Genomic DNA, 12,907 nt, shown 5'->3' with positions numbered 1-12,907 from the left:
ACGGAGAAATGGCATCAGAAATGAAAACGGCCAGCACCTGTCATCAGACAGGGCTGGCCGCCGGGCAATCACAGCAGGAGAAAATTACAGCGCAGCGAGAGCCGCGGCGTAGTTCGGCTCGTCGGCCACTTCGGCGACCAGCTCGCTGTGCAGTACCTTGTTATCACCATCCAGCACCACGATGGCACGAGCGGTCAGCCCCACCAGCGGGCCGGAAGAGAAGGCCACACCGTAAGCCTGCATGAAATCAGCGCCACGCAGGGTGGAGAGAGTCACCACCTTGTCCAGACCTTCGGCGCCGCAGAAGCGGGACTGGGCAAACGGCAGATCGGCGGAGATGCACAGCACGACTGTGTTCTCCAGCGCGCTGGCCTGCTCGTTGAACTTGCGCACAGAGGTAGCACAGGTCGGGGTATCGACGCTCGGGAAGATGTTCAGGATTTTACGCTGACCGGCAAAGCTTGCCAGGGTCAGGTCGGAGAGATCCTTGGCTACCAGCGAGAAGGGCTTGGCTTGCTCACCGGCTACCGGGAAGTGACCAGCGACGGAGACCGGGTTGCCTTGCAGAGTGACTGAGTTGCTCATGTTTTATGTCCTTTTTATTGGTGTAGTAAAAATCAGGCCTCCAGTATAAGCGTGGCCAGCGCTTACAAACACCCGCCAACCTCAGGGATATACCAGGTAAAAGCCCGCTCTCCAGTCGAAACGTCAACACCATAAAAGGGATTGACCTTGGATATAACACCAAGGTTTAGACTCCCCTCAGTAATCAAGGATCTCGCAGGGGCGGGATCCATCAAGAGGGACTCATCATGAGCAAATCCTGCTGCTCCACCCAGCATGCCGCCACCCCCATCAAGGCCGTCAGCAAGGCGGTATCCGGCCAGAGTGAACATCACCACGATAGCCACTGCTGCGACAACGCCACGCCCGTCAGTGGCTGCTCAGCCCAGACGACTCATGAGCACTCATCCCGTGACGTCAATGAATCTCCCGGGGATGAAGAGCCACCCCGAGGAAGTTGTCACGATCAGCCGTGCTGCAGCGCCCCCTTATCGCCAGCCCATGAACATGAACATCAGCACGATATGCCACCTGCCGATCCGCTGGTTACGCCTGCACAAGGCAACAGCCGCCATAGCTGGCAGGTGATGGGAATGGATTGCCCCAGCTGTGCCCGCAAGATCGAGACCGCCGTCAGCCGGGTGAACGGTGTGCAGCAGGCGCGCGTACTGTTTGCCACCGAGAAACTGGTGGTGGATCTGGCCCCCGGCCTCTCCCCCGATCCCGTCACCGCCGCCGTGCTGGCCGCCGGTTTCCAGCTCAAAGGGGAAAGCGCAGGCAGTCAGACAGCTGGCCGCGAGCATAATTCGCAGCCGCCCCTGTTGGGCAATCTGTTTGGTAAGGTGCTCGGCAACTTTTTTGGCAAATACTGGCAACCCCTGTCACTGGCGGGTCTGATGCTGGTCGCCGCCCTGCTGCCGAGCGAGCTCGGTCAGCCGCTGTTTACCTTGGCCACCCTGTGGGGCCTGTGGCCCATCTCCCGCAAGGCGTGGGCGCTGACCAAAAGCGGCTCCCCTTTCGCCATCGAAACCCTGATGACGGTGGCAGCGCTTGGCGCCCTGTTCCTCGGTGAAACCGCCGAAGCGGCCATGGTGCTGCTGCTCTTTATGCTGGGGGAACATCTGGAGGCCTACGCCGCCGGGCGCGCCCGGGCCGGGGTCACCGCCCTGATGGCACTGGTGCCCGACAAGGCGCTGCGGATCCGCACCATAGCCCAGGGTGAGGTTCGGGAAGAGGTAGCAGCCGACCAGCTGCGTCCCGGCGACATTATCGAAATCGCCCCGGGTGCCCGCCTGCCCGCCGATGCTCGTCTGCTCGACGCCCTCGGGGCGTTTGACGAGAGCGCCCTGACTGGCGAATCTATTCCGGTGGAACGTCGCCAGGGTGACAAGGTGCCGGCCGGTAGTCTGGCTGCCGATCGGGTGCTGCGCCTTGAGGTGGTCTCCGAACCCGGCAACAACGCCATCGACCGCATCCTGCATCTCATCGAAGAGGCCGAGAGTCAGCGCGCCCCCATCGAGCGCTTTATCGACCGCTTCAGCCGCTGGTACACCCCGGCCATGATGCTGATCGCCCTGCTGGTCGTCATTATCCCGCCGCTCGCCTTCGGCCAGAGCTGGGACGAGTGGATCTATCGCGGACTGGCGCTGCTGCTCATCGGCTGCCCCTGCGCGCTGGTTATCTCCACCCCGGCGGCGGTTACCTCGGCGCTGGCCGCCGCTACCCGTCAGGGGGCGCTGATCAAGGGCGGTGCCGCACTGGAGCGACTGGCCCAGATCGATACTGTCGCCTTTGACAAGACCGGCACCCTGACCCTGGGCAAGCCGCAGCTGACCGAGCTGGTCAGCCTCAATGGCCAGCCGGAGGCCGAGCTGCTGGCACTGGCGGCTGCCATTGAGCAGGGTTCACACCACCCGCTGGCCCGCGCCGTGGTCGCCAAAGCGAGCGAACAGGGACTCTCGCTGGCGGACGCCCGCGACCTGCGCGCCCTGCCGGGCATGGGTGTTGAAGGCCTCATTAACGGTGAGCTGTGGCAACTGCTGGCACCGAGCCGGGTGGCGACCCTTAATGCGGAACAGCTGGCCCGGGTTGGGACGCTGGAGCAGCAGGGCAAGACCGTCGTGGTGCTCTGCCAGAGCAGCGGCGACCAGGCGCTGCCGGTCGCCCTGCTGGCGCTGCGGGATCAGATCCGGCCGGAGGCGGCGGCTGCGCTGCAAGAGCTCAACCGGCTCGGACTCCAGAGCATCATGTTGACCGGTGACAACCCCCGCGCCGCCGAGGCGATCGCCACCGAGCTGGGCATGGGCTGGCGCGCCGGTCTGCTGCCGGAGAACAAGGTAGAAGAGATCGCCAAGCTGGCCAGCACTCGGAAGGTTGCCATGATCGGCGATGGCATCAACGATGCCCCCGCCATGAAGCGGGCCAGTATCGGCATCGCCATGGGGGGCGGCACCGATGTGGCGCTGGAGACCGCCGATGCAGCGCTGACCCACAACCAGCTCGGTGGCATCGCGGCGATGATCCGGCTGTCGCGGGCGGCACTGGCCAATATTCACCAGAATATCGCGCTGGCGCTGGGGCTGAAGGCCATCTTTCTGGTCACCAGCCTGCTCGGCATCACCGGCCTGTGGATTGCGGTGCTGGCCGATACCGGCGCCACCGCGCTGGTGACCGCCAACGCCCTGCGACTGCTGCGCAAGCGCTGATCCCGCACAACCAGAAACAGTGAAACGACCACTGCCGCCCCCAACCGGGGCGGCTTTTTTGCATCCTGTGGCGGAAAAGAAAAAGCGCGTCTGCCGGTCGGCAGTCGCGCTTTGCTTACTCTCTCGGAGTTATCCCACCCTTGGCGAGGTGGAATTCAACCCGGGGACGCCGAGCCATCCCCGGACTCAATGGGTTTGCCTATGGCGTTGCATCCGCCACGCTGACGCTCAGGGTCGGCTTCTCCTTGTTCATGGCGGTAAAGACAAACTTGTAGTTGCCCACCTTGGCCAGATCGACACCGATATTGCCGGTATCTCCACCCTTGCAAAGGGTCAGCGGGGTGCCGACCACCAGCTTGTCACCGACGTTGCAGCTGCCGTAGTTGACTGGCCCCCAGCTGGCATCTGCAATCTTCACCTCGGTTGAGCCCAGCTTGTCAGCCTTCACTTCCGTGGTGAACTCGTACATAAAGTTGCCGCTGAAGGTCATCTGGTTGACCTCACCCCATTCACCGAGGAAGCCCTTCAGATAAACGGCGGTGTTGCCAAACGGTGGCAGCGTACTCAGGTCGGTCTTCTTGCTGACCGGCAGGCCCGCACCCTGTGCGCCAGACTGCGGCTTGACGAACACGGCGGCAGACCAGGCACCCAGCGTCAGGGTTCCACCATTGACGGCGGCATCACGGGCAATGCTGTTGCTGGCGTGGTGAGCCGGGCTCAGCCGCAGACCGGTCAGGTCGATGGGCTGATCGTTGCCGTCACGGAAGTCGCCGATGCTCTGGCTCTGGTTGGTGGCGTTGATCATCACCACCAGACCGTCGATGGCCGGATCCAGATCCGCCCCAGCCTTGCTGCCATCATCCACCGTCATCACGATCAGGCCTGGAGTCTGATCCGGCCCAGTGTTGCGGAAGTCGACCCGCTTGATCACCTCGGCACCGTTGCCAAGACGCAGCAGACGGGAGGAGTTGCGCAGCTCCGCCAGCTCCTGATAGAAGCTCACCATGGTCGCCATGTCGGCACCGCTCGGTTTGACATGCTGGCCCAGCACCTGCTCGATCAGCGGATAGTTGTCACCATCCTTGTCCTTGCGCGGCAACCCCTTGTCGAAGTTGTTGTCGCCTAAGGTGTAGTCGACCTTGTTGTACCAGTCGCCCGAGTCGTAGCTGTCCCGCTCCATGGACTTGGAGCGCAGCAGCTCGACACCGGCGTGGGTGAAGGGGATACCCTGTCCCAGCATGGCGGTCGCCAGCGATACTCCCTGCATCCGCACTAGGTCTGATCCAAAAGGCACCTTGTAGATCAGGTTGTCGAACAGGGTCTGGTTGTCGTGCTTGTCGACATAGTTCTGCACTTCCACCGGATCCTGGGCATAACCGGCAGGTTGACCGTTGTAGTCAATCTCGGAGCCTTTCTTCGGCATGCCATCCTTGTCGGTCAGCACGAACTCCTTGAGGTTGCCCGCCATGCCGAGGCGCACCAGGTCGGACTGATGCAGGGCGGTAGCGAGATCGACGCCGTTCACCTCGTTGTAATCCACGTAGGCGCCGTTGCCGAAGCCCTGGGTCTTGCGGATGTCGTCGCCGCCGTCGAACGGGCTGCCGCCGCGCACCGCATCACGCAAGCGGTCGGAGAAGGAGCCGATACCGGTACCGCCCAGATGCTTCTGGGTCGCCTGCACGAAGCGCTTGTCATCCTGAACCTCGCCGAAGTTCCACCCCTCGCCGTAGAAGTACATCTCGGGATTGACCTTCTTCACCGCGGCCAGCGCCTGCACCATCTGATCTTTCGGGTGGTGGCCCATCAAGTCGAAGCGGAAGGCGTCGATCTTGTAGTCGCGCGCCCAGGTCACCAGGGAATCATCCATCAGCTTGGCGAACATGGCGTGTTCCGGCGCAGTGTTGGAGCAGCAGGTAGAGTTCTCGACCGAGCCAGTCTCCGGATTGAGGCGCTGATAGTACCAGGGCACGATCTTGTCGAGCACCGACTTGGGGCCCAGCCCGGATTCGTTGGTGTGGTTGTAGACCACGTCCATCACCACGTTCATGCCGATGTTCTGCTTGATGGCCTTGACCATCTCGCGGAACTCCAGAATACGTTTGGTCCCCTCGGCGTTGGTGGCGTAAGAGCCTTCCGGCGTGGTGTAGTGGTAGGGGTCATAACCCCAGTTGAAGGAGTCGACGCCGCGCAGATAGCCGGAGAGCTCCTGCACCTGCGGGTTATCCTTGCTATCCCCGCCCTTGAGCGCATCCAGCACCTGCCCGACGGTCTGACCGCTACCGCAGTAGCCGCCAAACTTCGAGCCTTTCACATCGGGATTGACCTGACAGAGCTTGCTGAAGTCATCGCTGATATTGGCCACCTTGGCCGGATCTTCGTTGACGGTGGCGATATCGAACACCGGCAGCAGGTGCAGGTGGCTGACGCCGCTTTTTGCCAGGGCTTTCAGATGGTTGACCGGCACAGAGTCGGGCTGGGTCAGGCCGACAAACTTGCCGCGCTTCTCTTCATCTGTGGAGGCGTCGTTACCGGTCAGGTCACGAACATGGGCCTCATAGATGGTGATATCGGCAGGGTTCTGCTGGCTGTGGGGCGCCTTGAGGCTATCCCACCCTTCCGGTTTCAACGCAGGATCGTCGAGATTCACCACCTGACTGAACTCGGAGTTCATCGCCAGACTGAGCGAATAGGGATCGGTCACCTCATAGTGCTCGACCTTGCGGCTCAGCGGGTGGTAGACCTCCATGTCGTAGCGGTAGAACTGGCCGATCAGCTCGCTGCCCCCTTCGTAACTCCAGCTGCCGCTGGCGCTGTCGAAGGTCATGGCTACCTCGCCACTCTTCTGGTGGTTGGAATTGTAGAGGGCCAGCTTGACCGACTTGGCGGTCGGCGCCCAGAGGCGGAAGGTCACCCGGTTGCCCTCCACCACGGCGCCATAGCCGAGCTTGGTCGCCTCGGGGGCATAGAGCGCATCGAGGGCACCGGCGCTCTGCACCAGGGTTGCCCCCTGCAGGATGCCGTCAGCATCAGTGCCGATAGCCACCAGTTCCCCCTTGAGCAGGGGCTTGAGATCTTTACCGGCGGGCAGAGCGAAGGCGGCCGCATCCTTGAGGTGCGGATATTTGGCCTGCTGCTCGGCATTGAGGCTGGTCGCCGTCAGAGTGATATAGGGGAAGTCGAACACGCCATCAGCATTGGCCTTGATGGTGCCCGAATCAGTGTAATAGAGACGAACGTGGGGCTTCTCCTTGCCCCCTTGCCAGATCAGCGTATTGCCATCAATCAGATGGGCGCTGGCACCCGCCACGCCGAAGGCGGCGGTAAAGGCCTCGGCACGACTGCCAAACAGATCTTTCTTGCCCGCGACTATGGCCACGGTGCGATCCGGGTGCTCACTGAAGATCACCTTCATGTCGCTGCCGGTCAGGTTGGCCAGATCGCCGTTGCGAGCAATGAAGTTGATGCACCCTTCCAGCTTGGCCAGCGGCACCACCCAGGCCGGACCAAAGCTGTCGGCGGTGGCAGGTGTCTTGCTCTTGTTATCCCATCCGGTATTCAGGCCGCTGTCAGCCGTTGCCTGGCAGGCGTCCTTGTTCCAAAGATGCAGGCTGTGGCTGTCAAAAGGAGCCTTGGCTCCCTTGGCTGCCGACTGGGTATCCACCAGCGCAATGACCACCTCGTTGGGGCCTGCTTGCAGCAGTTCCTTAGGGGGATCCATCTTGGGTAGACGAGCGACAGGTCCGTCAGAAGGTTCAGGTGTAGAAGTAGATGTGCTGTTGTCATTACAGCCAGACAAAAGCGCGAGCAGTGAGGCTGTTACCAGCGCCACTTTGGTCTTTTTCATATCCATGATTTTTATAATTCCCGCTGTAGTTAGTCTCGATAGTCGAGCACCCGGTCATTGCCAGGCTGTGCCATATTAATCAGCGAAAATCGATTCAAACGTGAGCAACACGGCAAAAAAAAGCAACCAGATTCAACAAGATAACGTTTTCAGGTTGAAACTTCGATCCGGCTCACAGACCTCACGACCATTTGGCCTCATATCTGGAAAACGGCAGTCACGGGGTCAGAAACGCAATGTCTGATCAAGTGGATAGACAAGGAGCAAACAATGAAACGGATTGAAGAACAAGCCAGGCGGCTGGATGAGGAGTATCAGGCGATCGGGCAGCTATTTGACCAGTTCTGCCAGCAGGCTGGCGCCCTGGCCGAGCAGTATCACTTCTTCAACTGGCCCGATTATGAAGACTCGCCCCCGCTGAGCCGCGCCTTCACCCTGCTGGGGGAACCCCGCGAGCTGCGGCTGCGCTGCCAGCCCGGTGAGCGTTCCGCCCTCAATGGCCTGATCCAGGTGATAGCGGCAGATGGCACCATAGATGCCAGCCTCGGGTTTCGCGCCGATGGTCAGCTGCTGCTGGAGTCCGGCAAGCTGCTGGACAACCCGCCCGGACTGCTGCTCAAGCTGCTGCTCGGTGCAGTGTGGCAACACAAGCCCCAGGATGAGAGCACCGGGCAACCGCACTGACATCAGGGGCCAACGGCACTGAAACCAAGGGGGCCAACGGTCCTAATGCCGATCAGTTAAGGATCCATTGACCGATCATCCTGATGTGTAAAAATCCGAAACCTGTTGATTTGGTTTCGGATTTTTTATGCGTATCGCTCAAGCTCTCGACTTTCTCCATGCCAGCAATGCCGCTAAGTTTGAGTCACTCTCCGACCTCATTCCCCCCAAGCTCATCACCACTCTGCTCGGCGAAGAGGGGGCGCTACCCTGCGCCGTCGCCGCATGCCCATGGAGCGACTGGTCTGGGCCATCATCGGCATGGCCATCTTCCGCCACGTCCCCATGACTCAGCTGGTCAATCAGCTCGATATCCTGTTGCCCGGTGAGCGCCCCTTGTCGCTCCCAGTGCCTTCCTGCAAGCTCGCCAAAAACTTGGCCACAAGAGCATCGAACGCCTGTTTCACGAGACCGCCTCGTGTTGGCACCAGCAGGCCAATCACCCCGGTTGGGCCGGACTGCAACTGCTCGCCGTCGATGGCGTGATGTGGCGCACGCCCGATACCCCGGATAATGCCGCCTTTGCCAAACCCGGCACCCAGCATGGCGAGACCGCTTATCCGCAGGTGCGCATGCTCTGCCAGATGGAGCTCACCAGTCACCTGCTTGTTCAGGCAGTCATGGAGAGCTGCACCGTCAACGAGATGGTGTTGGCCGAACAGCTTGTCGCACGCACACCGGACCACTCGCTGACCCTGTTCGACAAGGGGTTTTACTCCCTCGGCCTGCTCCACGCCTGGCAAACCGCTGGTAGCGAGCGACACTGGTTGCTGCCACTCAAAAAGGGCACGCAATACGAGGTGGTGCGCAAGCTGGGGCGTCAGGATGCTCTGGTGCGTCTCAAACCCAGTCCACAGGCGAGGAAGAAGTGGCCGCAACTGCCAGAAACGCTAGAAGCCCGCTTGCTGACTCGCACTATCAACGGCAAAGAGCGGCAGGTGCTGACCTCAATGGTCGACCCGATGCGCTATGTGGGCGCCGATATCGTCGAACTGTATGGCCATCGCTGGGAAATCGAGTTGGGCTATCGGGAGATGAAACACAGCCTGCAGCAGCACCGGCTGACCCGGAGCAGCAAGAAGGCGGTGGGGATACGGCAAGAGCTATGGGGTGTGTTGCTGGCGTACAACCTGCTGCGCAGCCAGATGGTAAAGATGGCAGCGAGCTTGAAGGGATACACGGCGAGTCAGTTGAGTTTTCACATGGCATCGGTCTATCTTATCCATGAGTTGAGCTGCATGCCGTATGTGTCGCCGGGGAATATCCCGGGACGCGTTGCGGAGCTGGAGAAACAGGCGGGGCAGTTTGTCTTACCGGAACGAAATGCCAGTCAGGCTTAACTGACTGGCATTAGGCCCTGTTGGTCCTCCTGATGTCACATGTTCTTGATCTCGTTGCCGATGCCCTTGACGGTATCGCGCGTGCCGTGGCCTATCTCCTTGGTCACATCTCGGGTCGTATGACCTATCTCCCGGGTGACATCGCGGGAGGTATGGCCAATCGTTCGGCCAACCCCCTTCATCTCGGCACACCCCGCCAGCAATACACCTGCAATCAACAGAACAGTTTTCATCTGTACAGTGCTCACGCTTGTCACTTCTCCTGGCGTTATCACAATGGCTTGGCAACCAGCAGGGTATGGCCCGGCCCCGGAATGTCGTGATCATCCTCGACATGGAACTCGGCTTCACGCAGGCACTGGTACAACTCCTTGGAGTGGTAGAAGCGGCTGTTGCCATTAGCCAGAGAGGTAAAGTAGAGGGAGGTAGCATTGAGGCTGAAACTCGCCGCCTCGAACGGCTGTCGATCCCAGAAGAGCTCCAGGATACACAACCTCGCCCCCTCCTTCATGCTGCTCCGGATCCGCCGCAGCATGGCGACAATCTCGTCGTGGCTGAAGCAGTCGAGAAACTGGCTCATCCACCAGATGTCCGCCTCACCGGGCAGCGCTTGCTCCGACAGCAGATTGACAGGATAACCGTGCACCCGCTCGGCCAGCCCGGCAGCCCGGATCTGCTCGCTGGCCATGGCGATCTGCTCGGGCAGATCGAGGATAGTCACCTGCAATTCGGGACTTCGCAGGGCACACGAGATGGCCCACTTGCCGGTATTCCCCCCCAGATCGTAGATGTGGCTCGGCTCATATCCGAGTACCAGATCCTGCGCCTGCTTGAACGCCCAATCCGAATAGAAGTGATCGAAACGGAACCAGCTGCTTCGTGCCGGCTCCGGCAGATCCTTCAGGTGAGCATAGAGATTTGACCAGTCGCCAAACTCCTTGAGCCCGGCAGGCGTGCCGCTTTCGATAGCCTGTTGCAGATGAGCAAGGGGCTTGTAACAGACGTGCTGGACAAAATCCATGTTGACCCGGGTCATGGGGTCACTCAGCAGATAGTGGCCCACCTTGTCCAGCTGGTAGCACTCTCCGTTGAGGTGACAGATGCCGCCACCCAGCCCCATGTCGAGCAGCACGCTCACCGCATACTCGGTCAAGCCGGTCGCCTCGGCGATCTGCGCTGCGGTCGCCCCCTGCCGCTCTTTGGCAAGAAACGCCAGAATGCCAAACTCGCGCAAACTCCAGGCAGCCTGAAACAGCATGGGAGCAAAGGCGATACGCTGGGCCTGGCTGATGGCATCCAGTGCGTTATAACGATCCGACTGATAGTGATTCAAAATAAACCGACCTTACTTGTTACTGCTGGCGCGTTTCAGCTCAAGTTGAATTTCCTGGTTCAGACCGTTAATCCAGCGGTTATAAGTACGGTGGATTTTTCCTTTACCTTTGTCATTTAAATTGACACTGCTCACATAATTAATGGAATAGTTAGTGGTGTTATAAGGAATGCTGATATTAGCCTGATGCTGACGAACCTGAATATGACCCGTAATTAACCCTGGACGCTCTTCACGCATGATCCAGGTCTTGCTCACACCGGCATTAATAATGGCGCGAGAAACATCCTGTTCGCTGAGGTTGGGCGGAACCAGACTATTGGTCATATTCATGACCGGCCGGGAAGTTGAACAGCCAGCAACCAGCACCAGCGTTAATGCGCCAAGAATAATTTTGAGCATCTTCATTTTTTGTAACCTTTTGTAATTGGAACCTGTCAAAGCCGACCCAATGAGACAATAAAATGTGTGTCCTTTCAATAAATAAAGGTGAAGGTGAATACTTTCTTTATAGTTGCAACTTGCGTCACTGCTTGCCCCTGTTCTTGATGTGAAATGGTGGTAATATGCACATCCTATTCAAATCCTTAACTGGAGCTTAATCGCCTCTGCGAACGTGATCGAGCCTCCCTGTTAGCGTCATCCTGTCAAGGTTGTTTCGTGTACAAAAAGCCCACTTGTTCCATCGTTGAAAGCTGCGCGCGGGCGCCGGGTCTCTCGACCCGGGCGCAGTGGCTTGCATGGATGGCAGAGGGCACCATGCCAGCACAAATGCCGTTGACCACACCTCACATCCCGATGATGGTGGCACGGCGTATGAGCCTGGGTGGACGTCTCGCCGTAGAGGTGGCGCTCGATATGATGTCGCGCCATGCCGTCGAGGGGGCCGTGTTTGCCAGCCGCCACGGGGAGCTGGAACGCTCCATCGGCTTGCTGACGGCACTGGCACAGGCGCGCAGCCTCTCTCCTACCGATTTCTCCCAGTCCGTACACAACACGGCCGCCGGACTCACCTCCATTCAGGGCAAGCAGCCCATCCCGATGAGCTCGCTGGCAGCCGGTAGCGGCACGTTTGCCGCCGCTCTGCAGGAGGCCATCGGCATGCTCGCCGACGGTATGGAGCGGGTTCTGGTGGTGGCCTTTGAGGGTACACTGCCAGCATTTAGCCAACCCTGGCTTGGCGATGAACCGCCGCCCCATGCGGTGGCGCTGTTGCTGGCCCGTGGCGATGAGTGGCAGGGAGAAGCTGTGGCGACGGACGCTGGCGCAACCGGCAAGGGCGGCGCGCTCGATTGCTGGCGCGCCTTGCTGACCGACACACCGCAATTTCGGATTTCCGACGGTCGCAGGGAGTGGCTATGGCAGCGAAATTGAATCAGTGCTGGCGCCTGTTTGGCACCATGCTGGGATTTACCCTGTTCGGAATTGGCTGCCTGTTGCTGACGCTTGTCTGGTTTCCACTGCTCTGGCTGTTTGTGTGCGGTGAAACACGTCGCCACCTTGCCCAGAGCACCATCAGAATAAGTTTTCGGTTTTTCCTTAATGTGCTCAAGCAATTAAGGGTGCTGGATTATCGCTTCAACAATATGCCCCAACACTTGAGCGGCGTATTGGTATTGGCCAACCACCCCAGCCTGCTCGATTATGTGTTGCTGGCAGCCCACATGCCGGAGTGTGACTGCATCGTCAAAGAGGCGCTCTGGCATAATCCGTTTGTCGCCGGTATCGTGCGGGCCGCCGGTTATATTCCCAATGCAGCGGCCGAAACATTATTGCCGGTCTGTTGTGAACGCCTGCAGCAAGGCGCAGTACTGCTGGTCTTCCCGGAAGGCACCCGCACAACCCCCGGCGAACCGCTGCAACTGCAGCGCGGCGCCGCCCATCTGGCCGTGCGTTGCCAGGCCAGGCTGCAACCGGTTCGCATTCACTGCTCGGCCCCGTTTCTGACCAAACAGCACAAATGGTTCAAGGTGCCCGAGCACAAGCCACTCTTTACGGTAGAGTTTCTGCCTCAGTGTCTGGCTCGGGATCTGCTCCCGCGCGAAGAGAGCCCTTCGCTGGCCGCGCGCCATCTCACTCACTATTTCAAACGGGTATTGAGCCCGGCCCAATCAGCCCCTGTATGGACTCAAGATGCAACAAACATTAACTGAAGAAATCAAACAACTGATCATCGACAGCCTCAACCTCGAAGGCATGACGACTGCCGATATCGACACCGACGCCCCGCTCTTCAACGACGGCCTCGGGCTCGACTCCATCGATGCGCTGGAGTTGGGACTGGCGATCAAGGGACGCTACGGCATAGTGCTCTCGGCCGATGACGAGAATACCCGTCGTCACTTTGCCTCTGTTGCAGCCCTGGCTGCCCTCGTCAACCAACAGCGGGGATAATCAC

Annotated in this window: 10 protein-coding genes and 1 pseudogene; 6 read left to right on the top strand and 5 right to left on the bottom strand. The window is 59.8% G+C overall.

Translation table 11 applies throughout. From position 1 onward, the window contains the following. Nucleotides 1–84: 84 nt before the first annotated feature. Nucleotides 85–585, bottom strand: a complete 501-nt coding sequence (gene tpx, locus BN4575_RS04770; RefSeq protein ID WP_068977350.1) for a thiol peroxidase — start codon at nucleotides 583–585, stop codon at nucleotides 85–87. Nucleotides 586–812: 227 nt separating this feature from the next. Between tpx and BN4575_RS04765 the strand changes: the two genes are divergently transcribed. Beyond that, nucleotides 813–3,269 carry a zinc/cadmium/mercury/lead-transporting ATPase gene (locus BN4575_RS04765; protein WP_068977349.1) on the top strand — a complete coding sequence of 819 codons (2,457 nt, stop codon included), beginning with the start codon at nucleotides 813–815 and terminating at the stop codon, nucleotides 3,267–3,269. A 199-nt stretch (nucleotides 3,270–3,468) separates the two neighbouring features. Here BN4575_RS04765 and pulA read toward each other — a convergent pair whose 3' ends face one another. Continuing rightward, nucleotides 3,469–7,119: a pullulanase-type alpha-1,6-glucosidase gene (pulA, locus tag BN4575_RS04760; RefSeq protein ID WP_256028895.1), complete on the bottom strand. Its 3,651-nt coding sequence runs from the start codon at nucleotides 7,117–7,119 to the stop codon at nucleotides 3,469–3,471. 264 nt (nucleotides 7,120–7,383) lie between these two features. Between pulA and BN4575_RS04755 the strand changes: the two genes are divergently transcribed. Beyond that, nucleotides 7,384–7,797: a hypothetical protein gene (locus BN4575_RS04755; RefSeq protein ID WP_068977348.1), complete on the top strand. Its 414-nt coding sequence runs from the start codon at nucleotides 7,384–7,386 to the stop codon at nucleotides 7,795–7,797. 127 nt (nucleotides 7,798–7,924) lie between these two features. Beyond that, a pseudogene (locus tag BN4575_RS21150) lies at nucleotides 7,925–9,152 on the top strand (IS4 family transposase); the annotation flags it as partial. 59 nt (nucleotides 9,153–9,211) lie between these two features. Here BN4575_RS21150 and BN4575_RS04740 read toward each other — a convergent pair. From BN4575_RS04740 to BN4575_RS04730, 3 genes are read right to left on the bottom strand one after another with little or no spacing between them, the layout of a single operon-like run. Further along, complete coding sequence (locus tag BN4575_RS04740; protein WP_033135984.1) at nucleotides 9,212–9,409, bottom strand: hypothetical protein; 198 nt, start codon at nucleotides 9,407–9,409, stop codon at nucleotides 9,212–9,214. A gap of 38 nt (nucleotides 9,410–9,447) precedes the next feature. Next, a complete protein-coding gene (locus BN4575_RS04735) occupies nucleotides 9,448–10,509 on the bottom strand; it encodes a methyltransferase (protein ID WP_068977347.1) in 1,062 nt (353 codons plus the stop codon). A gap of 12 nt (nucleotides 10,510–10,521) precedes the next feature. Next, on the bottom strand, nucleotides 10,522–10,917 hold the full coding sequence (locus tag BN4575_RS04730; RefSeq protein ID WP_033135986.1) for a lipoprotein: 396 nt from the start codon (nucleotides 10,915–10,917) through the stop codon (nucleotides 10,522–10,524). Between the two features lie 351 nt (nucleotides 10,918–11,268). Here BN4575_RS04730 and BN4575_RS04725 point away from each other — a divergent pair, with 351 nt between their 5' ends. Genes BN4575_RS04725 through BN4575_RS04715 form a run of 3 tightly spaced genes read left to right on the top strand, consistent with a single transcriptional unit; the run spans nucleotide 11,269 to nucleotide 12,903 of the window. Beyond that, nucleotides 11,269–11,883: a beta-ketoacyl synthase chain length factor gene (locus tag BN4575_RS04725; RefSeq protein WP_256028894.1), complete on the top strand. Its 615-nt coding sequence runs from the start codon at nucleotides 11,269–11,271 to the stop codon at nucleotides 11,881–11,883. Next, on the top strand, nucleotides 11,868–12,662 hold the full coding sequence (locus BN4575_RS04720) for a lysophospholipid acyltransferase family protein (protein ID WP_068977345.1): 795 nt from the start codon (nucleotides 11,868–11,870) through the stop codon (nucleotides 12,660–12,662). The genes BN4575_RS04725 and BN4575_RS04720 overlap by 16 nt, the downstream gene beginning before the upstream one ends. Next, nucleotides 12,643–12,903 (top strand): phosphopantetheine-binding protein, encoded by a 261-nt coding sequence (locus BN4575_RS04715; RefSeq protein WP_033114590.1) that lies wholly within the window; start codon nucleotides 12,643–12,645, stop codon nucleotides 12,901–12,903. The genes BN4575_RS04720 and BN4575_RS04715 overlap by 20 nt, the downstream gene beginning before the upstream one ends. The last annotated feature ends 4 nt before the right edge of the window (nucleotides 12,904–12,907 follow it).

The sequence above is a fragment of the Aeromonas sp. EERV15 genome, assembly GCF_900079845.1.
Taxonomy (GTDB): Bacteria; Pseudomonadota; Gammaproteobacteria; order Enterobacterales; family Aeromonadaceae; genus Aeromonas; species Aeromonas sobria.
The sequence above is the reverse complement of the archived record's forward strand: the minus strand, read 5'-3'. Positions and strand labels throughout refer to the sequence as shown.

Excerpts from the sequence above, each read along its gene's own strand:
- tpx (WP_068977350.1), bottom strand. The coding sequence starts at position 585 with ATGAGCAACTCAGTCACTCTGCAAGGCAACCCGGTCTCCGTCGCTGGT.
- BN4575_RS04765 (WP_068977349.1), top strand. The coding sequence starts at position 813 with ATGAGCAAATCCTGCTGCTCCACCCAGCATGCCGCCACCCCCATCAAG.
- pulA (WP_256028895.1), bottom strand. The coding sequence starts at position 7,119 with ATGGATATGAAAAAGACCAAAGTGGCGCTGGTAACAGCCTCACTGCTC.
- BN4575_RS04755 (WP_068977348.1), top strand. The coding sequence starts at position 7,384 with ATGAAACGGATTGAAGAACAAGCCAGGCGGCTGGATGAGGAGTATCAG.
- BN4575_RS04740 (WP_033135984.1), bottom strand. The coding sequence starts at position 9,409 with ATGAAAACTGTTCTGTTGATTGCAGGTGTATTGCTGGCGGGGTGTGCC.
- BN4575_RS04730 (WP_033135986.1), bottom strand. The coding sequence starts at position 10,917 with ATGAAGATGCTCAAAATTATTCTTGGCGCATTAACGCTGGTGCTGGTT.
- BN4575_RS04725 (WP_256028894.1), top strand. The coding sequence starts at position 11,269 with ATGCCAGCACAAATGCCGTTGACCACACCTCACATCCCGATGATGGTG.
- BN4575_RS04720 (WP_068977345.1), top strand. The coding sequence starts at position 11,868 with ATGGCAGCGAAATTGAATCAGTGCTGGCGCCTGTTTGGCACCATGCTG.
- BN4575_RS04715 (WP_033114590.1), top strand. The coding sequence starts at position 12,643 with ATGCAACAAACATTAACTGAAGAAATCAAACAACTGATCATCGACAGC.